This is a genomic window from Aeribacillus sp. SP014, from assembly GCF_054055575.1.
Window position 1 is genome coordinate 544,271 of the sequence record NZ_JBSRXI010000001.1, and the last position, 21,526, is coordinate 565,796.

20 protein-coding genes are annotated in these 21,526 nt (G+C 40.7%); 17 read left to right on the plus strand and 3 right to left on the minus strand.

The annotated features are described in order from the left end of the window. Positions 1-188: 188 nt before the first annotated feature. From speE to argS, 4 genes are all read left to right on the plus strand, one after another. Entirely contained in the window at positions 189-1,019 is an 831-nt protein-coding gene (gene speE, locus ACVIJU_RS02805) for a polyamine aminopropyltransferase (protein ID WP_082829608.1), read from the plus strand. Between the two features lie 93 nt (positions 1,020-1,112). Further along, complete coding sequence (gene speB, locus ACVIJU_RS02810; protein ID WP_063389049.1) at positions 1,113-1,994, plus strand: agmatinase; 882 nt, start codon at positions 1,113-1,115, stop codon at positions 1,992-1,994. Positions 1,995-2,158: 164 nt separating this feature from the next. Continuing rightward, positions 2,159-2,584, plus strand: coding sequence for a DUF1934 domain-containing protein (locus ACVIJU_RS02815; RefSeq protein ID WP_063389048.1), 426 nt, complete (start codon positions 2,159-2,161; stop codon positions 2,582-2,584). Continuing rightward, positions 2,585-4,261, plus strand: a complete 1,677-nt coding sequence (gene argS / locus ACVIJU_RS02820) for an arginine--tRNA ligase (RefSeq protein WP_066251345.1) — start codon at positions 2,585-2,587, stop codon at positions 4,259-4,261. Between the two features lie 518 nt (positions 4,262-4,779). Here the strand turns inward: argS and ACVIJU_RS02825 are convergent. Next, positions 4,780-5,304 carry an RNA polymerase sigma factor gene (locus ACVIJU_RS02825; RefSeq protein ID WP_063389046.1) on the minus strand — a complete coding sequence of 175 codons (525 nt, stop codon included), beginning with the start codon at positions 5,302-5,304 and terminating at the stop codon, positions 4,780-4,782. A gap of 222 nt (positions 5,305-5,526) precedes the next feature. On the opposite strand from ACVIJU_RS02825, the gene ACVIJU_RS02830 reads away from it, so the two are divergent. The 3 genes from ACVIJU_RS02830 to ACVIJU_RS02840 all read left to right on the plus strand — a co-directional run bounded on the left by ACVIJU_RS02830 (position 5,527) and on the right by ACVIJU_RS02840 (position 10,298). After that, positions 5,527-7,644, plus strand: a complete 2,118-nt coding sequence (locus ACVIJU_RS02830) for a (Fe-S)-binding protein (RefSeq protein WP_456687216.1) — start codon at positions 5,527-5,529, stop codon at positions 7,642-7,644. Positions 7,645-7,935: 291 nt separating this feature from the next. Continuing rightward, positions 7,936-8,490 carry a DNA-directed RNA polymerase subunit delta gene (gene rpoE, locus ACVIJU_RS02835; protein ID WP_063389044.1) on the plus strand — a complete coding sequence of 185 codons (555 nt, stop codon included), beginning with the start codon at positions 7,936-7,938 and terminating at the stop codon, positions 8,488-8,490. A gap of 203 nt (positions 8,491-8,693) precedes the next feature. Further along, entirely contained in the window at positions 8,694-10,298 is a 1,605-nt protein-coding gene (locus ACVIJU_RS02840) for a CTP synthase (RefSeq protein ID WP_063389043.1), read from the plus strand. Between the two features lie 444 nt (positions 10,299-10,742). Here the strand turns inward: ACVIJU_RS02840 and ACVIJU_RS02845 are convergent, their stop codons facing one another. Beyond that, positions 10,743-11,261: a DUF2529 domain-containing protein gene (locus tag ACVIJU_RS02845; RefSeq protein ID WP_456687217.1), complete on the minus strand. Its 519-nt coding sequence runs from the start codon at positions 11,259-11,261 to the stop codon at positions 10,743-10,745. Positions 11,262-11,439: 178 nt separating this feature from the next. Here ACVIJU_RS02845 and ACVIJU_RS02850 point away from each other — a divergent pair, with 178 nt between their 5' ends. The 9 genes from ACVIJU_RS02850 to ACVIJU_RS02890 all read left to right on the plus strand — a co-directional run bounded on the left by ACVIJU_RS02850 (position 11,440) and on the right by ACVIJU_RS02890 (position 19,308). Continuing rightward, positions 11,440-11,811 carry a response regulator gene (locus ACVIJU_RS02850; protein ID WP_063389041.1) on the plus strand — a complete coding sequence of 124 codons (372 nt, stop codon included), beginning with the start codon at positions 11,440-11,442 and terminating at the stop codon, positions 11,809-11,811. A 177-nt stretch (positions 11,812-11,988) separates the two neighbouring features. Then, positions 11,989-12,849 (plus strand): class II fructose-bisphosphate aldolase, encoded by an 861-nt coding sequence (locus ACVIJU_RS02855; RefSeq protein ID WP_063389040.1) that lies wholly within the window; start codon positions 11,989-11,991, stop codon positions 12,847-12,849. 113 nt (positions 12,850-12,962) lie between these two features. Next, positions 12,963-13,604: a fructose-6-phosphate aldolase gene (gene fsa / locus ACVIJU_RS02860; protein ID WP_063389039.1), complete on the plus strand. Its 642-nt coding sequence runs from the start codon at positions 12,963-12,965 to the stop codon at positions 13,602-13,604. Between the two features lie 286 nt (positions 13,605-13,890). Further along, the gene (locus ACVIJU_RS02865; protein WP_063389038.1) at positions 13,891-15,180 is read left to right on the plus strand and encodes a UDP-N-acetylglucosamine 1-carboxyvinyltransferase; all 1,290 of its coding nucleotides are present in this window, start codon (positions 13,891-13,893) and stop codon (positions 15,178-15,180) included. Positions 15,181-15,228: 48 nt separating this feature from the next. Beyond that, positions 15,229-16,194 (plus strand): class II fructose-bisphosphatase, encoded by a 966-nt coding sequence (gene glpX, locus ACVIJU_RS02870; RefSeq protein WP_117016861.1) that lies wholly within the window; start codon positions 15,229-15,231, stop codon positions 16,192-16,194. A 273-nt stretch (positions 16,195-16,467) separates the two neighbouring features. After that, positions 16,468-17,745 (plus strand): transcription termination factor Rho, encoded by a 1,278-nt coding sequence (rho, locus tag ACVIJU_RS02875; RefSeq protein WP_063389036.1) that lies wholly within the window; start codon positions 16,468-16,470, stop codon positions 17,743-17,745. Positions 17,746-17,883: 138 nt separating this feature from the next. Further along, the gene (rpmE, locus tag ACVIJU_RS02880) at positions 17,884-18,084 is read left to right on the plus strand and encodes a 50S ribosomal protein L31 (RefSeq protein WP_063389035.1); all 201 of its coding nucleotides are present in this window, start codon (positions 17,884-17,886) and stop codon (positions 18,082-18,084) included. An 85-nt stretch (positions 18,085-18,169) separates the two neighbouring features. Continuing rightward, a complete protein-coding gene (locus tag ACVIJU_RS02885) occupies positions 18,170-18,742 on the plus strand; it encodes a thymidine kinase (protein ID WP_063389034.1) in 573 nt (190 codons plus the stop codon). 134 nt (positions 18,743-18,876) lie between these two features. After that, the gene (locus ACVIJU_RS02890; RefSeq protein ID WP_066251326.1) at positions 18,877-19,308 is read left to right on the plus strand and encodes a hypothetical protein; all 432 of its coding nucleotides are present in this window, start codon (positions 18,877-18,879) and stop codon (positions 19,306-19,308) included. Positions 19,309-19,396: 88 nt separating this feature from the next. Here ACVIJU_RS02890 and ACVIJU_RS02895 read toward each other — a convergent pair whose 3' ends face one another. Continuing rightward, on the minus strand, positions 19,397-19,891 hold the full coding sequence (locus ACVIJU_RS02895; protein ID WP_066251323.1) for a MerR family transcriptional regulator: 495 nt from the start codon (positions 19,889-19,891) through the stop codon (positions 19,397-19,399). A 564-nt stretch (positions 19,892-20,455) separates the two neighbouring features. Here ACVIJU_RS02895 and prfA point away from each other — a divergent pair. Continuing rightward, a complete protein-coding gene (gene prfA / locus ACVIJU_RS02900; protein ID WP_063389031.1) occupies positions 20,456-21,526 on the plus strand; it encodes a peptide chain release factor 1 in 1,071 nt (356 codons plus the stop codon).

Consider the following 21,526-nt stretch of genomic DNA (forward strand, 5'->3'; position numbering starts at 1 on the left):
CTCTTAAGCCCGTTCGTTTTGTTATTCAGTATGAGGTGATTCGCAAGTTTTTAAACTTCCACCTATGAAAAATGAAATTTATTCTTTGCAATTTTGATAGATTCCACTATACTTTTTTTGAGGTTTACGTGTTGTCTGTTCAAATTAGGGAAAGATATTGGAAAAACATATGAAAGGAAGATTAAATCTTGGGAGGACTTTGGTATACAGAAAAACAGACAGAACATTTCGGGATTACGATGAAAATTAAACGCACTTTACATACAGAACAGACCGAATTCCAAAAATTGGAGGTAGTGGAGACAGAAGAATTCGGCAACATGCTTTTCTTGGATGGAATGGTAATGACATCGCAAAAAGACGAATTTGTCTACCATGAAATGATGGCCCATGTACCGTTGTTTACTCATCCGAAGCCAGAATATGTGCTAGTTGTCGGAGGAGGAGACGGAGGCGTTATCCGTGAAGTGCTGAAGCATCCAAGTGTAAAAAAAGTAACACTTGCAGAAATTGACGGCAAAGTGATCGAGTATTCAAAAAAATACTTGCCGGAAATTGCCGGAAAACTAGATGATCCACGCGTTGAAGTGAAAGTTGGCGACGGCTTTATGCACATTGCACAAAGCGAAAATCAATATGACTGCATTATGGTTGATTCAACCGAGCCTGTCGGTCCTGCGGTCAACCTCTTTACAAAAGGGTTTTATGCAGGAATATCCAAAGCTTTGAAGGAGGACGGCGTTTTTGTCGCGCAAACGGATAATCCTTGGTTTAAGGCAGATTTGATAAAAAATGTCTATCATGATGTGAAAGAGATTTTCCCGATTACAAGGCTATATACTGCAAACATCCCGACATATCCTAGCGGGCTGTGGACGTTCACGATCGGATCGAAGAAATATGATCCAATTGAGGTAAGTGACGATCGTTTCTTTGACTTGGATTCTAAATATTACACGAAAGAAATTCATAAAGCTGCATTCGCTTTACCGAAGTTTGTTTCCGAAATAATTAAATAGCCTTTAGGAAAACTGAACAAAAAGCGAATAGCATGATACAGTTTAAGCAAGAGGGATCAGCCTCTTGCTTTTTCAGACAGGAGGGTGATGTCCATGCGATTTGATGAAGCTTATTCAGGAAATGTTTTTATTAGAAGCCATCCAAGCTTTGAGGAAAGTGAAGCAGTCATTTATGGAATGCCGATGGATTGGACAGTCAGCTACCGGCCAGGCTCCCGTTTCGGTCCGGCCCGCATTCGGGAGGTTTCCATCGGATTGGAAGAATACAGTCCTTATTTAGATCGTGAGCTTGGGGACGTAAAATATTTTGATGCAGGCGATATTCCTCTTCCGTTTGGAAATGCAAAGCGGAGCATTGAGTTGATTGAAGAGTTTGTGGACAAAATTTTAAAAGCGGATAAATTTCCTCTCGGAATTGGAGGAGAGCACCTTGTAACATGGCCTGTCATTAAAGCGATGCATAAAAAATATCCAAATTTAGCGGTCATTCATATCGATGCGCATACAGATTTGCGCGAGCATTATGAAGGCGAGCCTCTGTCTCATGCCACTCCGATCCGGAAAGCAAGCGATTTGATTGGCCCGGAAAATATTTTTTCATTCGGCATCCGATCTGGGATGAAGGAGGAGTTTGAATGGGCGAAAGAGGCTGGACTTTACATTGCCAAATTTGAAGTGCTCGAGCCGCTCAAAAAGATTCTTCCGAAACTTTCACAAAGACCTGTATATGTTACGATTGACATCGATGTGCTGGATCCTGCTCACGCGCCGGGAACCGGAACAGTCGATGCTGGTGGCATTACATCAAAAGAGCTGCTTGCTTCTATTCATGAAATTGCCCGTTCTGATGTGAAAGTTGTCGGCGCTGATTTAGTTGAAGTCGCACCTGTATATGACCATTCAGAACAAACAGCGAATACAGCGAGCAAATTGATTCGCGAAATGTTATTAGGCTGGGTGGCAAAAAGAAAGTAAAGTCATTTTTCTGCCATAGTGCTTCTGCTATGGCTTTTTATTATTCAAAAGCTGAACAGCTTGGATCGAGCGTCAAGCGGCAGGCAGGCCAATATAAAGCTTTTAACAGCAAATGATTTCCACTAAAATATAGAATAAATCCCTAAAAAGGATGATATAAAGACATGCGCGTACCTGTTCAAATTTATGTTCAAAACAAGATTTTTCAAAATCAAACAGAAGAAGAGCGGATTGAATTTTATACAACCGGGGAATTTTTCAAAAAGCAGCACACTTTTTATTTGGTTTATGATGAGATTCAAGATGATGAAACCGTTAAGACGTTAATCAAAATCAGCGAAAAGGAAACGACTCTCATACGTTCCGGAGGCATTCGCTTAAGACAGCGCTTCAAGCAGGGACAAAAAACGTATGCCAATTATGAAACACCGTACGGGACGCTGAAGCTCGCAGCAGAGACAAAATCGCTTATCTGGCATACAGATGAAGAAAAACATGGTACACTTAGCATAGAATATTTGCTCGAAATAAATGGAGATACCCCTCGTTTACACAGTTTAAGCATTCAATTTAAGAAGGAGGAGCATTGAATGAACATTGTAGATGAAGTAAAGGAGCAGCTGAAACAAGAAATAAAAAATGCTGTATTGAAAGCAAACATCGCAGAAGAGGAGCAAATTCCGGAAGTTATTTTAGAGGTGCCGAAAGAAAAAGCACACGGCGATTACTCAACAAACATGGCCATGCAGCTTGCTCGCATAGCTAAAAAAGCGCCTCGGGCGATTGCAGAGGAAATTGTTCAACATTTTGATCGAGCGAAAGCATCCATTGAAAAAATTGATATTGCTGGTCCGGGCTTTATTAATTTTTTCATGAATAATGAATATTTAACTAAGTTGATTCCAGCCATTATTCAAGCGGGTGACAAATACGGCGAATCAAATGTTGGGGAAGGTAAAAAAATCCAAGTGGAGTTCGTTTCTGCAAACCCGACGGGAGATCTTCACTTAGGGCATGCGCGCGGAGCAGCATTCGGCGACTCTCTTTGCAACATTTTAGAAAAAGCGGGGTATGATGTAACCCGGGAATATTATATTAATGACGCTGGAAATCAGATTCACAATTTAGCTCTGTCCGTAGAGGCAAGATATTTAGAAGCGCTTGGAAAAGAAGCGGAAATGCCTGAAGACGGATACTATGGACAAGATATTATTGAAATCGGAAAAAAAATTGCTGATGAATATGGCGACAGTCTGCTTGAAAAAAGCGAAGAAGAACGGCTGCAATTTTTCCGTGACCTCGGTCTGAAATATGAGCTTGAGAAAATTAGAAAAGACCTCGAAGAATTTCGCGTTTCCTTCGATGTTTGGTATTCTGAGACATCCCTATACAAAAGCGGCAAAATTGATGAGGCGCTCGACATGCTTCGGAAAAACGGCCACATTTATGAACAGGACGGGGCAACATGGTTCCGCTCTACTGCATTTGGCGATGATAAAGATAGAGTGTTGATTAAGAAGGATGGGTCTTATACGTATTTAACACCAGATATTGCTTATCATAAAGATAAATTGGATCGCGGCTTTGATAAGCTGATAAACATTTGGGGCGCGGATCATCATGGCTATATACCGAGAATGAAAGCAGCCATTCAGGCGCTGGGGTATGATCAAAATATTCTTGAAGTGGAAATTATGCAAATGGTCAGCCTCTTTAAAAACGGCGAAAAAGTGAAAATGTCAAAACGTACTGGCAAGGCTGTCACGATGAGAGAATTGATCGAAGAAGTCGGCTTGGATGCCGTTCGTTACTTTTTTGCTATGAGAAGCGGCGACTCGCATATGGATTTTGACTTGGATTTGGCTGTATCGGAATCAAATGAAAATCCTGTCTATTACGCACAATACGCTCATGCGCGTGTATGCAGCATTCTCCGCCAAGGAAACGAGCAAGGCCTGTCTTACAATGCAAACGAAAGCGATCTTTTGAATGAAATTCAATCTGAGAAAGAAATAGAGCTGTTAAAAAAGCTTGGTGAATTCCCTGGCGTTGTCGCTGAAGCCGCAGAGAAAAGAATTCCGCATCGGATTACGAATTACATTTTTGAGCTGGCATCTGTGCTACACAGCTTCTACAATGCAGAAAAGGTGCTTGATGCAAGCAATGAAATGAAATCTAAGGCGCGGCTTGCTCTTATGAAAGCAACGCAAATCACGCTGAAAAATGCCCTTACCTTAATTGGCGTTTCCGCTCCTGAAAAAATGTAACGAATTTAGATGTGGGAAATGATTCGAGTAAAAGGGAAATAGGAATGCTTTCCGATTTCAACCTAATCGCACCTCATTTTCCAGGATGTTAAAACGAAGAGAGCAGAAAAAGCCTTTTTTCAACAAGTTATTGTGTGAAAAAGGGCTTTTTGCTTTTTTGTTTGCATATATTTGAAGGAGACATGCTATTTATTTTCCGACAGCTGTGCTGTTTGTTGAGTTATAACCCCTTTTGTATTTTGTTTATTATAGGGAAGAGCTTATTCATTTTTTGCTGTATTAAACAGGATCCATCATACTGCTTTTTGAAATGAGGCTGAACCAGCTGAGACTATGGAAAAGCAGACAATGAAAAAAGCGAAAAACAAAAAACGCGATCCAAAAGTAAATTGCAGGCTCTATTTCTAGGTCAAGAGAGTTTTCCACAGCGATGTGAACGCTGTTTGAGTTGTTCAGCAAACGCCCGGCAGTCGTTGCAGAGATTATTGGTCGCTTAGTTATATTGAAAACTAACATCCTCATAAATCATTTTGAAAAACCCCGTTCTTTTGCAGAAATGTCATTAACTGTTTTCGGCCGCGGAAAATTTTTGTTTTCACCGTATTTTTAGGCAAATTCATCTGCTGGGCAATTTCTGTATAGGATAATCCCTGCTGCCGCAATAGAATAATCTTTTTTGTATTAGGATCCATTTCGTTTAATGCATTTTGCACATATTCAATCATTTGTTTTAATAAGGCCTCGGATTCGGGATTCCATTCTGAGCAGTTGTGAAAAATTGCTTCTTGCTGCAGATGGTTTAGCAAATGATTGTTTCGTTGAATTTTTCGAAGATGGTCGGTGGCTGTATTTTTTGAGACAGTCGTAATCCAAGCGCTGATATTGGTAGGCATATCATTCGTTTGAAAATATATATATATTTTAATACAAACTTCTTGGACGATATCATCAACAAGAGATTCGTTTTTCACAGTCCTTTTGACAGTTTTTTTTATTTGATGATGGTGTTGTTTAATGAGCCCGACAATGTCAGTCGTATCCATTTTTCCGGCACTCCTCTAGCAAAATTAACAAATAAATTTTGGAATTTGTTCAATATTTTAGAAATAAATAACTGTCATTATATACGAAACAAAGGAAAAATGGTTCCGATTTTCAACGATTTGGTGAATTGACTGAACGTTCATTCATTATATAATATAATTAAGAAACGTCCGAAATTTCAGTCAAATACAACAGGGGGATTTTATGAATGGGGGAGAATAATGAATACACTATTATGGATTAATTTTTTTGCGTTTTTGCTTGTAACCGTTTACGCGGTGTATTTGTTTATTTATTTAATTCAAACTAGAATTGCTTATATCAAACTTGGAAAAAAAGAAGAATTCGACGGGAAGGTAAAAGAACGTTTCGAACGGATTTGGGTCAATGTGTTCGGACAGAAAAAACTATTAAAAGACAAGAAAATGGGCTGGGTTCATGTTATTTTTTTCTACGGCTTTATTCTTGTCCAATTCGGTGCGATTGATTTCATTTTAAAAGGGCTGATTCCGGGGAGCCATTTGCCTTTCGGACCGTTATACCCGATTTTCACCTTTTTCCAAGAAATTGTTACCCTCCTTATTTTAGTAGCGGTAGTTGCTGCTTTTTACCGGCGATACATTGAAAAGCTTGTCCGTTTAAAACGAGGGTTTAAATCCGGACTTGTCCTTATTTTTATCAGCGGATTAATGCTGTCTGTACTGCTTGGAAACGGTATGTACATGATTTGGAGGGGATATGAACGAAGCTTTAGTGAACCTGTTGCCTCATCGGCTGCTTTCCTGCTGGGCTTTGTCGGTGAAACAGGCGCCGCTGTTATTTTTTACGTTTTTTGGTGGGTGCACCTGCTCATTTTGCTCACATTTTTAGTGTATGTCCCTCAGTCTAAACATGCCCATTTAATTGCAGGACCTGCCAATGTTTTTTTAAGTCGTTTGTCAAATCCAGGGAAGTTGGAGAAAATTGATTTTGAAGACGAAACTCAAACATCATATGGAGTCGGAAAAATTGAAGATTTCCGGCAAACGCAGCTTCTCGATTTGTACGCCTGTGTTGAATGCGGACGGTGTACAAATATGTGTCCGGCGACTGGTACTGGAAAAATGCTTTCGCCGATGGATTTAATCATAAAGCTTCGGGATCATTTAACAAATAAAGGGGCTGCCATCACTTCCAAGTCCCCTTGGGTGCCTGCCTTGGCATTTCAAAATACGATGGGAAATCAGTTGGCTCTTCAGTCGCTGCAAAAGGGAACAGGTGAAGCGGCGGCGGCTCTCGACTACAATCCAAGCCTCATCGGGGAGGTCATTTCAGAGGAAGAAATATGGGCATGTACGACGTGCCGGAATTGTGAAGACCAATGTCCAGTAATGAACGAACATGTCGATAAAATCATTGACCTGCGCCGCTACCTTGTATTAACAGAAGGAAAAATGAATCCGGATGCGCAGCGGGCGATGCAAAACATTGAGCGGCAAGGAAATCCGTGGGGCCTAAACCGCAAAGATAAGGAAAATTGGCGCAAATCACAAGAAGATGTCTACGTGCCAACGGTGAAGGAATTGAAAAAGCAAGGCGAGGAGTTTGAATATTTATTCTGGGTCGGTTCCATGGGATCATTTGATAATCGCAGCCAAAAAATAGCTTTATCGTTTGCTAAACTTTTGAACGAAGCAGGTGTGAAATTTGCTATATTAGGAAATAAAGAGAAAAATTCAGGTGACACACCGAGGCGCCTCGGCAATGAGTTTTTATTTCAAGAGCTTGCTGCAAGCAACATAGCCGAATTTGAAAAATATAATGTGAAGAAAATTGTTACAATCGACCCGCATGCTTACAACATATTTAAAAATGAATATCCGGATTTCGGTTTTGAAGCCGAAGTATACCATCATACAGAACTTTTAGCAAAACTGTTGAAAGAAAAGAAGCTCGTTCCGAAATATGAAGTGAATGAAACGATTACTTTCCACGATTCTTGTTATCTTGGAAGATACAACGAAATTTATGATCCACCCCGTGAAATTTTGGCATCCATTCCAGGTGTAAAAGTTGTTGAAATGGAACGGAATCGGGAAACGGGCATGTGCTGTGGAGCCGGCGGCGGTCTTATGTGGATGGAGGAAGACACGGGAGTGCGCATCAATGTTGCGCGCACCGAACAAGCACTGGCTGTCAATCCAAGCGTGATCAGCTCCGGATGTCCATATTGTCTAACAATGCTGACAGATGGAACGAAAGCAAAAGAGGTTGAAAATAAAGTGAAAACGTACGATGTAGCGGAGCTGCTGGAAAAAGCTGTTTTTGGCGAATCGAAGGAGCAAGAGCTCATTTCATAAAGATATGATTAGATAGAAAGCAATTTTAAAAGGCGCCACAAGGGCGCCTTAAGATTTTAAAAAATAGAAAGATAGACAATGGAATTTGACGAAAAAATTTAAAATCAAGACACAATACGGTAGCATAAAGTTGTAAAATTTGTTTATAATGAATGGTATGCAAACGTATCATATGGTACATCACTGAAAGGGCGGCATTCATCATTCGGAATTATATCATGCTTTATTCTATTTTCGTTGCCCTTTCATTTAATAAAGATAGATGAAAGACGAGAAAGGGAGTGCCTGACCTTGAGCTTAACGCAATACTCGCAGGAGCAGCTGAAAGAAATGTCGATGGTGGATATCGCTTACCTTATTCTTTCCGAAAAAAGGCAAGCTATACCGTTTGAAGAATTAATGAAAGAAGTTAGCAGTTTATTAGGGCTTTCGGAGGAAGAAGCGACCGAACGCATTGCACAGTTTTATACGGATTTAAATATAGATGGAAAATTTATTTGCATTGGGGAAAATAGCTGGGGCATTAAGAGCTGGTATCCGCTCGATCAAATTGAAGAAGAAACCCAGCCGACGGTTAAAACGAAGAAGAAAAAAGCGAAGATTGCATACGATGAAGAAGATCTTGACGATTATGAAGACTTGGTTGAAGACGATCTTGACTATGACGATCTTGACGATTATGTAGATGAAGAAGAGCTTGATCTTGATGAAGAAGACGATGATTTTGAGGACGAAGAAGATGATGAAGGCTTTGATGATGAACTAATTGACGATGATTACGATGTAGAAGATGACGAGTTGGATGCTGATTTCGATCTCGATGAGGAAGAATTGGACGAACAATAATGTCCTAAATTTAAGGGTTGACTTTCATAGTTTTCCTCGCTAATATTTTAATTGGGCTTTAAAAGTACGGAAAACAAATTACAATATGAAAGCTCCCTTTCCGAAAAGGAAGGGAGCTTTCATATTTTTTTGTTGATGCCTTCTGACGATTTATTTTGTGCAAATTAACTAAAGGATAGATTGCAACTGGAGGGAATTTTTGCATGACCAAGTATATTTTTGTAACCGGTGGCGTTGTTTCATCTTTAGGGAAAGGAATTACTGCCGCATCTCTTGGCAGACTTCTAAAAAACCGCGGGTTGAATGTGACGATTCAAAAATTCGATCCATATATAAATGTTGATCCGGGAACAATGAGTCCGTATCAGCACGGCGAAGTGTTCGTGACGGATGACGGCGCTGAGACTGACCTCGATTTAGGCCATTACGAGCGCTTTATTGATATTAATTTAAATAAGTACAGCAATGTCACAACAGGAAAAATTTATTCGGCCGTCATTAAAAAAGAACGGAGAGGCGATTATTTAGGCGGAACCGTTCAAGTCATCCCCCATATTACGAATGAAATTAAAGACCGCGTTTTTCGCGCTGGCAGAGAAACAAATGCTGATGTCGTTATTACCGAAATCGGCGGTACCGTCGGAGATATTGAATCATTGCCGTTTTTGGAAGCCATCCGCCAAATGAAAAATGAAGCAGGCCGCAAAAACGTCATGTACATTCATTGTACTCTTGTGCCATATATTAAAGCAGCAGGAGAAATGAAAACAAAGCCGACACAGCATAGTGTGAAAGAATTGCGCTCATTGGGAATACAGCCAAATGTGATTGTAGTGCGCACAGAAATGCCGATTTCCCAAGAGATGAAAGATAAAATTGCTTTGTTCTGCGACATTGAACCGAAAGCTGTCATTGAATGCCGTGATGCCGATATTCTTTACAGCGTCCCTTTAGCATTGCAAGAACAAAATCTTGATCAAATTGTTTGCGATTATTTGGATCTTCAATGCGGACAAGCTGATATGACGGAATGGATCGAGCTTGTCAATAAAGTCCGCAATTTATCAAAAACAGTCAAAATCGCCTTAGTCGGCAAATATGTCGAGCTTCAGGACGCCTATATTTCCGTTGTGGAAGCTTTGAAGCATGCCGGATATTATTATGATGCCGATGTGGAAATTGATTGGATCAATGCGGAGCATGTTACGAAAGAGAATGTGGCAGACTTGCTTCAGGGAGCTGAAGGTATATTAGTTCCTGGCGGATTTGGAGACAGGGGAGTGGAAGGGAAAATAATCGCGACTCAATACGCCCGCGAACAAAAAATTCCTTTCCTTGGCATCTGTCTTGGCATGCAGGTAGCTTCGATCGAGTTTGCCCGCAACGTTCTAGGATTAAAAGGTGCGAATTCATCTGAAATTGATCCAAACACTCCATATCCGATTATTGACTTGCTTCCGGAGCAAAAAGAAGTAGAGGATTTAGGAGGAACGCTCCGTCTTGGTTTATATCCTTGCAAATTGAAAGAAGGAACAAAGGCTTATGAAGCCTACAACGATGAAGTAATTTATGAACGTCATCGCCATCGGTACGAATTTAACAATGAGTTCCGTCAGCAAATGGAAGAGGCCGGATTTGTATTCTCCGGAACAAGTCCAGATGGACGGTTAGTAGAAATCATTGAGTTACAAGACCACCCTTGGTTTGTTGCGTCCCAATTCCATCCGGAGTTTACATCACGGCCAACTAGACCACAGCCCCTTTTCCGGGAGTTCATTCACGCTTCTCTAAACAAGAAAAATCAATAAGAAATGAAAGAAAAGGTTGTCTGAACGATTGGTTAGACAGCCTTTTTTTTGCTCGTAATACAAATTTTTTTATTACGACAATAGCAAAAAATCGCCTCTTTCACTGATTTCCGAAAGCAGCGGCTTTGTTTTTCATTTTGAAGAAAGAATCGGCCGGGAAATCGACGCTGTTCTAAATTTAAAAACCATCCCTATAAACGGCGTCGCATTTTTCATAAAATTTTATTAGAGTATCGCAAAAATGACTAATACGCGATTTTTCATAAAAACGCATTGTAAATCATGAAACAGGTCATCAGCCTCTCTGCTCTACAAAATGTATTGATAAAGGTCTAAAGTCTGTATAAGAGAGGACTAAATTTGAAATCAATGGGTTTCTATGCTAATTCATATAAAAAGAAATTGGCGATTTGCCAATTTCTTCGCATTTCTTGCATGTAAAGTTTATTCTTCATGTTCCTCCAATATTTCTTTCACAGTCAAAAATAAGCAGTAGTAAACATATAATGAAGTCATGAGCACAGGGAAGCCGATTCGTTCATTATGTTCAGTGGGAATAATGGGTTTTGTTAATTTGGAATCTACATGTATATCGACAAATTGCTGTAAGCTTTTTTTGCCGTTAACAGCTGCGGAAACCCCAACGGTTGGAATCCCTTTTTCGGCCAATTGCTGCGCAGTATCAATCGCATCAAGATCAGTCGAAAACGGGGTGAAAAGGAGAACGCGGTCTGCTGCGGTTACGTTATCCACATCAGGCAAGGGCTTGCATGCCGGAAAGGATTCTCCTTTTTCAACTTGGGCATAAATTCCTTCAAGAATTCCCCATCCTTTTACATAAATGGCGCCTTCTCCGATTGCAGCTTGCGCCAGAAGACGTGCGGCATCTTCTATTTGGCTGTTTTCTTTCTCTTGAATTCTTTGGAAAAACCCTGTTAATTGTGTCGTAAAAATTTTTAACATTCAATCATCAGCCACCTTTATACAAAGTTCTCTGCTTATATAATAAGAAAAAGCGGCGAAGAATCAAAATATGAATAATTTGTGAACCGGTTGGCAGGAAATTGTAATTTAATCGAGAATACATAACTAAATAAAATTTTAAAAAGTATTGCATTTGTTTAAGTTAAGAGGTGTAAAAATGGATGGGAAAATTTTAATTGTCGACGATCAATACGGAATTCGGATTTTGCTGAATGAAGTGTTCAATAAAGAGGGTTATCAAACTTTTCAAGCTGCTAACGGTTTTCAGGCATTAGAAATAGCCGAAAACCATTCCCCTGATCTCGTTTTATTAGACATGAAAATTCCTGGGATGGACGGGATTGAAATTTTAAAAAGGCTAAAAAAGGTTAACCCTGATATACGAGTCATTATCATGACCGCGTATGGAGAATTGGATATGATTCAGGAAGCGAAAGATTTAGGGGCATTAACACACTTCGCCAAGCCGTTTGACATTGACGAGCTGCGAGATACAGTGAGAAAATATTTGCCTTCCCGAGCGAAATAAAGTGTATAATCCATGAATTTATCGGGATAAAGTTGCCGAAATCCTCATAAGTTGGTATTCTATTTAGTAAGAAAAGATGATTGGCATCATACATACATTTTTCTTGCTCAGGTCATGCTAGATTTGAGCTTTTCGCTAATCGCAACATAGGCTACTTAATTTAAGGAGGATTTTTCGATGCCCTTAGTTTCAATGACTGAAATGTTAAATCGTGCAAAAGAAAACGGCTATGCTGTAGGACAGTTTAATTTAAACAATCTCGAGTTCACACAAGCGATTCTGCAAGCAGCAGAAGAAGAAAAATCACCGGTTATTTTAGGCGTTTCTGAAGGCGCTGGTCGCTATATGGGCGGTTTTAAAACGGTTGTGAACATGGTAAAAGGTTTGATGGAAGATTATAAAATTACCGTTCCAGTTGCCATCCATTTAGATCACGGCTCAAGCTTTGAATCATGTGCAAAAGCTATTCATGCCGGCTTTACTTCTGTTATGATCGATGCCTCTCATCATCCTTTTGAAGAGAATGTCGCTTTAACTTCCAAAGTAGTGGAGCTTGCTCATCTACATGGTGTTTCTGTTGAAGCGGAATTAGGTGTTGTCGGCGGACAGGAAGATGACGTAGTAGGAGAAGGAATTATTTACGCTGATCCAAATGAATGTGAAGAGCTTGTAAAACGGACAGGTATTGATTGCCTAGCTCCTGCATTGGGATCTGTTCACGGTCCGTATAAAGGAGAGCCGAACCTAGGCTTTAAAGAAATGGAGGAAATCAGCAACCGGACTGGAGTTCCATTAGTACTGCACGGGGGAACAGGAATTCCGACAAAGGATATTCAAAGAGCAATTTCTTTAGGAACTGCGAAAATTAACGTTAATACAGAAAACCAAATAGCATCTGCTAAACGCGTACGCGAAGTTTTGGCAGAAAATCCGGATATGTATGATCCGCGCAAATATTTAGGTCCTGCCCGGGAAGCCATTAAAGAAACAGTTAAAGGCAAAATGCGCGAATTCGGTTCATCCGGAAAAGCAGAATAAATAGATAAGGTTTCATATTTCTTTATGCAATTTACGGCCGCCTTTCTTTTATGAAGTATGGCGGTTTCGTTTCTTGTTTTTGAGAAAGCGATCACATAAGGGAGGTACCAGGCATGTTATTTTTTATTGATACAGCAAATATCGAAGAAATTAAGGAAGCTCAATCACTAGGCGTTTTGTCAGGAGTAACAACTAACCCTAGCTTGGTTGCAAAAGAAAAAGGCGTAACGTTTGAAGAAAGATTGAAAGAAATTACATCCATTGTTTCCGGGTCTGTCAGCGCGGAAGTCATCTCAACTAAAGCGGAAGAAATGATTGAGGAAGGTCAAGAATTAGCTAAAATTGCACCAAATATTACGATAAAAGTTCCTATGACGCCTGATGGTCTAAAAGCGGTCAAAAAATTCTCAGAATTGGGAATTCATACAAACGTGACGCTTATTTTTAACGCCAATCAAGCGCTACTAGCTGCAAGAGCAGGTGCTACATATGTTTCTCCTTTTTTAGGTCGGTTAGATGACATCGGTCATAATGGATTGAATCTCATTTCAGAAATCTCCCAAATATTTGATATTCATGGCATTGATACGAAAATTATTGCTGCTTCCATCCGTCATCCGCAGCATGTAACTGAGGCAGCATTGCGCGGAGCTCATATTGCCACGATTCCTTATAAAGTGTTGATGCAGCTATTCAAACATCCGCTGACTGATCAAGGTATTGAGAAATTTTTAGCAGACTGGAACAATCGATAAATGATAAAACGGGGGGATTTCCCCCGTTTGAAAAATCTTTTGCCGTCGAATCCGGTCTTTTGAACTTGCTGTAACGCCTGAAGGAGTAGATCTGCTCGTTTTTCTGATGAACGTTTTGTCATGCCCTATCTATTTGTGTACAATAAAATTACCGCCTTTTCGTATGTATTTTTCAACAAATGGTAATCAATGTGTAAAGAGGGCTTTTCATCATGACAGTTTGTTAAAGAAAATCTGGATCCCGTTTTCTTTAGCAAACTGTTAGGTCACAAGAAGGGAGACTGCTATGGAAAAGTTAAAAGTTGCAGGCGGGCAGAAGTTGAAAGGTACGGTGAAGGTAAGCGGTGCCAAAAATAGCGCAGTAGCATTGATTCCGGCAACAATTTTAGCAAGCTCATCCGTTACGATTGAAGGGCTTCCGGATATATCTGATGTACATATTTTGGGCGATTTATTGGAGGAAATAGGGGGCAAAGTTTCGTTTCACCAAAACGATATTACAGTCGATCCGACAAGCATGCTTTCAATGCCGCTTCCAAACGGAAAAGTGAAAAAGCTGAGAGCCTCTTATTATTTAATGGGAGCGATGCTTGGCCGGTTTAAAAAAGCGGTGATCGGGCTTCCCGGCGGCTGTCATTTAGGCCCGAGACCAATCGACCAGCACATAAAAGGGTTTGAAGCTTTAGGTGCTTCTGTAACAAATGAGCATGGTGCCATTTATTTGCGTGCGGATGAGCTTAGAGGAGCTCGGATTTTTCTTGATGTTGTAAGCGTGGGTGCCACCATAAACATCATGCTTGCAGCGGTCTTGGCAAAAGGGCGGACAATTATTGAAAATGCTGCAAAAGAACCTGAAATTATTGATGTTGCAACTTTATTATCCAGCATGGGTGCAAAAATAAAAGGGGCCGGAACGGACGTCATCCGGATCGATGGGGTTGAAAAGCTGCATGGCTGCCGCCATTCGATTATTCCGGATCGAATTGAAGCAGGGACGTATATGATTATCGGTGCCGGCATTGCAGAAGAGCTCATCGTTGACAATGTCATACCTCTTCATCTTGAATCCCTTATTGCGAAGCTTCGGGAAATGGGGGTCCATGTAGAAACGAGCGATGATCAAGTTTATATCGCCCGTCGAAATAAAGAATTAAAGCCTGTCGATATAAAAACTCTCGTTTACCCGGGATTTCCAACCGATTTGCAGCAGCCTATGACAACGCTTTTGACACAGGCGAACGGAACGAGCATGGTGACGGATACCATTTACTCTTCAAGATTCAAGCATATTGATGAATTAAGAAGGATGGGTGCTCAAATCAAAGTGGAGGGTCGGTCTGCGATCATAACAGGTCCGTCAACTCTTCAAGGTGCAAAAGTAAAAGCGAGCGATCTTCGGGCAGGGGCATCGCTTGTAGCAGCGGGTTTAATGGCCGATGGAATAACAGAGGTAACCGGCATCGACCATATTGATCGCGGATACAGCCATTTGGAAGAAAAACTTGCCGGGATTGGTGCCAAAATATGGAGGGAGAAATTAACTGACCAAGAAATTCAGCAATTGCAAAATTCATAAGAATCACCAATTTTGCATGAAATGACATCAAAGGGGGAGGAACACAAAATGGAAAGAAGTTTATCAATGGAACTTGTACGTGTGACAGAAGCAGCTGCCCTTGCGTCTGCACGTTGGATGGGCCGCGGCAAAAAAGATGAGGCGGATGATGCCGCGACCTCAGCAATGCGAACCGTTCTAGATACGATCCCGATGAAAGGAACAGTCGTGATTGGAGAAGGAGAAATGGACGAGGCTCCGATGCTGTATATTGGGGAGAAGCTTGGCAACGGCTACGGCCCGCGTGTCGATGTCGCCGTAGATCCATTGGAAGGAACCAATATTGTGGCGTCAGGCGGCTGGAACGCACTTGCTGTTATAGCGGTAGCCGACCATGGGAACATGCTTCATGCGCCAGATATGTATATGGACAAAATTGCAGTAGGGCCTGAAGCTGTCGGGTGCATAGATATTGATGCTCCGATTATCGACAATTTAAAAGCTGTTGCAAAGGCGAAAAATAAAGATATCGAAGATGTTGTAGCAACTGTTTTAAATCGAAAAAGACATGAGCATATTATTCAAACCCTTCGAGAAGCGGGTGTTCGCATTAAACTGATCAATGACGGCGATGTCGCTGCGGCAATTAATACCGCCTTTGACCATACGGGCGTTGATATTTTGTTCGGATCTGGAGGGGCTCCTGAAGGAGTGTTGGCAGCAGTTGCTTTAAAATGTTTAGGAGGAGAAATACAAGGGAAGCTGCTGCCGCAAAATGACCAGGAGCTGGAACGATGTCAAAAAATGGGGATTGATGTCAACAAAACTCTTCGAATGGAAGATTTAGTAAAAGGCGATGATGCGATTTTTGCTGCAACAGGTGTAACGGATGGCGAGCTGTTAAAAGGTGTGCAATTCAAAAGCTCTATTGCAACGACTCATTCTGTTGTGATGCGTGCGAAATCCGGAACAGTTCGCTTTATCGATGGCCGCCATTCTTTGAATAAAAAACCGAATTTAGTTATTCGATCTTAGTAAGAGGAGACGAATAGATCTCCTCTGCTTTTTAAAAATAATACCCTTCAAAATACTTTCCGCTGTTTTTTAGCTTGAAATGTATTGCGAAAAGTAAAAAAATAAGGTAAAAATAAAGAGGTTGTTATAAAAAGATTTCTGCTTTTAAGCTTCCTACCTTCCTGCCTCCTTCTCAATCCATTTGTCCTTACATTTTCAAACAACATAATTTTAATGGATGGAAGAACGAAACGTGAGACATTTTGAATATGGTAAGAAAAGCGTGGTGTAAGTATGAGCGAGATTTCCATTTCAACTCTTGAAAATATGAAATTAAAAGAGTTGTATGAACTAGCACGGCAATTTAAAATTTCATATTACAGCAAATTAACAAAAAAGGAATTAATTTTTGCAATATTAAAAGCAAATGCGGAGAAAGAAGATTTGCTATTTATGGAAGGCGTCTTAGAAATCATTCCTTCTGAAGGATTTGGTTTTCTGCGTCCAATTAACTATTCTCCCAGCGCAGAGGATATTTATATTTCAGCCTCGCAAATCCGCCGTTTTGATTTAAGAAACGGCGATAAAGTATCTGGAAAAGTCCGCCCGCCAAAAGAAAATGAACGATATTACGGATTGCTTCACGTTGAAGCGGTAAATGGCGACGACCCCGAATCTGCGAAAGAACGCGTCCATTTCCCGGGCCTTACTCCTCTTTATCCAAATAGACAAATGAAATTGGAAACCGAACCTAAAAATTTATCAACAAGAATTATGGATTTAATTACACCAGTCGGCTTTGGACAGCGCGGTTTAATTGTGGCACCCCCTAAGGCAGGAAAAACAATGCTTTTAAAAGAAATTGCCAATGCCATTACGACGAACCATCCTGAGGCTGAACTGATTGTGCTGCTTATTGATGAACGTCCTGAAGAGGTAACCGATATTGAACGTTCTGTAAAAGGGGATGTCGTAAGCTCAACTTTCGATGAGGTGCCGGAGAATCATATTAAAGTCGCTGAACTCGTTCTTGAACGAGCGATGCGTCTTGTGGAGCATAAACGGGATGTCATTATTTTAATGGACAGCATAACCCGGCTGGCCCGCGCGTATAACTTAGTAATTCCGCCAAGCGGCCGGACGCTGTCAGGAGGGATTGACCCTGCCGCATTTCACCGTCCGAAGCGGTTTTTTGGGGCGGCGCGGAACATTGAGGAAGGCGGCAGCTTGACGATATTGGCAACTGCGCTTGTAGATACGGGATCGCGAATGGATGATGTCATTTACGAAGAATTTAAAGGAACGGGAAATATGGAGCTTCATCTTGATCGTTCATTAGCGGAAAGGAGAATATTCCCTGCCATTGATATTCGCCGTTCCGGTACACGAAAAGAAGAATTGTTAATTCCGAAAGAGCATTTAGAAATGTTATGGGCGATTCGAAAATCTATGTCGGATCAGATGGATTTTGCTGAACGCTTCTTAAAGAAAATGCGCCAAACGAAATCAAATGAGGAATTTTTTGAAATGCTAAAAGAAGAATGGAAAACAACTGGCATAAAAAGTTTCTAACTATGTTGCATTTCTTGTAAACCCTTGTTATAATTTTTTCATGTGTGTTTAAGAATGTTGAAGCGTGAAATAATTGCACGTTTCCGAATAGATAAACTCTGTTTCGAAATGATTCAGGGCGTAAAGGAGTTGAAAACTATGAAACCGGGAATTCATCCAAATTATAAAAGAGTACTCGTAAAATGTGCATGCGGAAACGAATTTGAAAGCGGTTCTGTTAAAGATGAGGTGCGCGTTGAAATTTGTTCTGAATGCCATCCGTTCTATACAGGCCGCCAAAAATTTGCAACTGCAGCCGGACGTGTAGACAAATTTAACAAAAAATACGGTCTTAAATAATTATGTAAAACAGGCAGTCTTTTCATTCTGCCTGTTTTTTCACTTATTTGACATGTTTTTATAAAACGGGGAGAGATTTTTAAATATGGCGCAATTGTTTTTTAAATACGGGGCGATGAACAGCGGCAAATCCATCGAAATTTTAAAGGTTGCTCATAACTATGAGGAACAAAACAAATCGGTGCTGATTTTCACGTCTGCCATTGACACTCGTGATGAAGTTGGATATGTATCAAGCAGAATTGGCTTCAGACGAAAAGCGATACCGATCTACGATGATACGAATATTTTCCAAATTGTGAAGGAGTATCAGCCTAAGCCGTACTGTGTGCTAGTGGATGAGGCACAATTTTTAAAGAAAAAGCATGTACTTGAGCTTGCGGATATTGTTGACAAATTGAATATTCCCGCAATGGCGTTTGGATTGAAAAACGATTTTCAAAATGAGCTTTTCGAAGGAAGCAAATATTTGCTGCTTTTTGCGGATAAAATTGAGGAAATGAAAACGATTTGCTGGTTCTGCGAAAGGAAAGCAACAATGAATTTACGGATTGACGACAACGGCAAACCGGTATATTCGGGCGAGCAAATCCAAATCGGAGGAAATGACAAGTACTATCCTGTCTGCCGAAAGTGCCACGCGAATCCGCCGTTATGAATCATTGCTTATTTGCATTAGATGGGAAGAAACGTTGTCGGCAAGGTGTGATGAAGAGAATCTTACGATAAGGAAATATTTTCATTTAAAAGAGCTGATCCTTTTGGGCACCTTAAGAACAGGAGGTGCTTTTTATGCGAATATTGATACCATTCATTTTGGCAGCAATATATTTACTGTCAGGGTGTGGAACGGCGGATAAAATATCAGATAATCGCTCATTAAATCTCGATCATAATGGATCCAACCTGATGACGAGGGACGTTAAGCCTGAAAATACAGGAGATGTGGTCGACCAGCAAACACAAAATCCAAACATAAATATTGCGAACAGCCCCTTGACGATCAGGGAGGCAAAAGAACAAATCGTCCGTACACTGGAAACTGAAAAAGGTTTAGAGCTCGATTCTTTTTGGACAAATGGGGACGATGCTTGGGCGGTTATTTATACATCACAAAAATTGACGGAACAACAACGCGAAAACCGGCAAAAGGAGCTGTATGACAAGTTGCAGCGCGCACTGCCCCGATACAACTTGCATGTTCAGTTAATCAATAAAAAATAAAACTCGTTCACCGATTGAGCGAGTTTTATAAAGAACTTATAAATCGAAAATTGATTTCGTGTATCGAGTGTGTGTCATGAAGACGGGCTTATAAACCGAAAATGGAGCTGAGCAGCGTTTTATATACTGCCTTCTTTTTTCGGGGTTTATCAATCGAAGACATTTGAAGTTCAGGCATACTTTTTTTGCTTTCAAGCTCTTTTATTTTTCTTTCGAGCGTCTCGATCCTTCCTGTCAGCTCTTCAATTTCCTTTCTTTGCACTAAAAGCTGATATGACACGACATCGTCAGCTTTTGAATAGATCATTTGCTCCAGATCCGCTATTTTTTTCAACAATTCGTTCGAAACCGTTCCACCAGCATTTTTAGCCGATTCTTTTCTTTTCGCTTTTACTATTACTTGTTGCATTGGAACTCCTTGTTTTATTTGATTGTGAACTTCTTTGAGCAAGGCGATATCCTCGTCAGAAAACATATAATGTCCAAGTTCGTTCCGTTCCATTGGAAGATTAAGCTGTTTGATCCAGCGCTGAACTGTTTTCGGAGAAACACCGATTTTTTTGGCAGCATCGGTTGTATTCATCGAACCTCCCCTTTCAAACGATCATAATATACATATTCAGCTTTTTTATAGGAGAACCCTTCCTGTTTGACAAAACAAGCGGTCATCCGGCAAAAGTTCTAGAATATCGACAGAGGAGCCGGCAATTATCCGAACGTTTGAAACTGCGAGAGCTTCAAAAAATATATTCTGTTCCATTCGGCCGCTGATTCTATTTCATGGCAGAATCATTCGTCCGCATACATCTGGTTTTGTCTGTCAGCCGACTTGATTTTGTCCTGCACTCTAGATCAAAAACGTAAAAATTTTAAAAGGTTGCTAGTTTTGTACAAATGATGGCAGCATATTGGATTGATTAATCGCTTTTTAACAAAACCTTGATGTGATTATAAAAGCCGTCCGAACCTGTAAAATCGACTTTGCAGTATCGCATATCGAAAAAAGCTTTTTTGCTTCCCAATTGTTAAAAACGGTTGTTTTTGACTGGTACAGTTTCCTATACTATAATTTAGAAAGTTACAAACGGTGCACCACATAGGAGTTTCCCTATGAGTGGGCTATGACTAAAAATAGAGGTGAAATTCCGTGTTAGAACGTTTGCAAGCGGTTGAAGACCGATATGAAAAATTGAATGAGCTTTTAATGGATCCGGAGGTTGTCAACGATCCGAAAAAGCTGCGCGAATATTCGAAAGAACAATCTGATCTTCAAGAAACGGTTGAAGTTTACCGTGAATATAAAAAGGTAAGAGAGCAGCTAGAAGATGCAAAAAGCATGCTTGAAGAAAAGCTTGATCCAGAAATGCGGGCAATGGTAAAAGAGGAACTGGCAGAGCTTGAAGCGCGGGAAAGCGAGCTGATTGAGCAATTAAAAATTTTATTGCTTCCAAAAGATCCAAACGATGAAAAGAACGTTATCATGGAGATCCGCGGTGCAGCAGGCGGAGAGGAAGCAGCGCTTTTTGCTGCAGACCTTTACCGCATGTATACTAGGTATGCGGAAGATAAAGGCTGGAAAATAGAAGTGATGGAAGCAAACACGACCGGGACTGGCGGCTATAAAGAGATCATTTTTATGATTACAGGAAAAGGAGCCTATTCCAAATTAAAATTTGAAAACGGTGCCCATCGCGTGCAGCGGGTACCGGAGACGGAATCGGGAGGCAGAATTCATACGTCAACTGCAACAGTCGCCTGTTTGCCGGAAGCGGAAGAGGTAGAAGTAGAAATTAACGAGAAAGATATCCGTGTTGATACATTCGCATCAAGCGGTCCTGGAGGACAAAGCGTTAACACTACGATGTCAGCTGTACGTTTAACACACATTCCAACCGGAATTGTCGTATCCTGCCAGGATGAAAAATCGCAAATAAAAAATAAAGAGAAAGCCATGAAGGTTTTGCGTGCCCGCATTTTAGATAAATACCGCCAAGAAGCGCAAGCGGAATATGATCAAAACCGAAAGCTTGCTGTTGGAACCGGTGATCGATCGGAACGCATTCGTACGTACAACTTCCCGCAAAACAGAGTTACAGACCATCGCATCGGTCTCACATTACAAAAGCTTGATCTCATCCTAGAAGGAAAATTGGATGAAATTATCGATGCTCTCATTTTAGAAGATCAAGCGAAAAAACTGCAATCCCAAGGGGAGTAA

Coding starts and splice junctions, on each gene's coding strand:
- speB (WP_063389049.1), top strand. CDS start 1,113: ATGCGATTTGATGAAGCTTATTCAGGAAATGTTTTTATTAGAAGCCAT.
- ACVIJU_RS02830 (WP_456687216.1), top strand. CDS start 5,527: ATGAATACACTATTATGGATTAATTTTTTTGCGTTTTTGCTTGTAACC.
- ACVIJU_RS02825 (WP_063389046.1), bottom strand. CDS start 5,304: ATGGATACGACTGACATTGTCGGGCTCATTAAACAACACCATCATCAA.
- ACVIJU_RS02890 (WP_066251326.1), top strand. CDS start 18,877: ATGCGAATATTGATACCATTCATTTTGGCAGCAATATATTTACTGTCA.
- ACVIJU_RS02855 (WP_063389040.1), top strand. CDS start 11,989: ATGCCCTTAGTTTCAATGACTGAAATGTTAAATCGTGCAAAAGAAAAC.
- ACVIJU_RS02840 (WP_063389043.1), top strand. CDS start 8,694: ATGACCAAGTATATTTTTGTAACCGGTGGCGTTGTTTCATCTTTAGGG.
- ACVIJU_RS02850 (WP_063389041.1), top strand. CDS start 11,440: ATGGATGGGAAAATTTTAATTGTCGACGATCAATACGGAATTCGGATT.
- glpX (WP_117016861.1), top strand. CDS start 15,229: ATGGAAAGAAGTTTATCAATGGAACTTGTACGTGTGACAGAAGCAGCT.
- ACVIJU_RS02895 (WP_066251323.1), bottom strand. CDS start 19,891: ATGAATACAACCGATGCTGCCAAAAAAATCGGTGTTTCTCCGAAAACA.
- fsa (WP_063389039.1), top strand. CDS start 12,963: ATGTTATTTTTTATTGATACAGCAAATATCGAAGAAATTAAGGAAGCT.
- rho (WP_063389036.1), top strand. CDS start 16,468: ATGAGCGAGATTTCCATTTCAACTCTTGAAAATATGAAATTAAAAGAG.
- ACVIJU_RS02845 (WP_456687217.1), bottom strand. CDS start 11,261: ATGTTAAAAATTTTTACGACACAATTAACAGGGTTTTTCCAAAGAATT.
- ACVIJU_RS02885 (WP_063389034.1), top strand. CDS start 18,170: ATGGCGCAATTGTTTTTTAAATACGGGGCGATGAACAGCGGCAAATCC.
- rpmE (WP_063389035.1), top strand. CDS start 17,884: ATGAAACCGGGAATTCATCCAAATTATAAAAGAGTACTCGTAAAATGT.
- ACVIJU_RS02865 (WP_063389038.1), top strand. CDS start 13,891: ATGGAAAAGTTAAAAGTTGCAGGCGGGCAGAAGTTGAAAGGTACGGTG.
- ACVIJU_RS02815 (WP_063389048.1), top strand. CDS start 2,159: ATGCGCGTACCTGTTCAAATTTATGTTCAAAACAAGATTTTTCAAAAT.
- argS (WP_066251345.1), top strand. CDS start 2,585: ATGAACATTGTAGATGAAGTAAAGGAGCAGCTGAAACAAGAAATAAAA.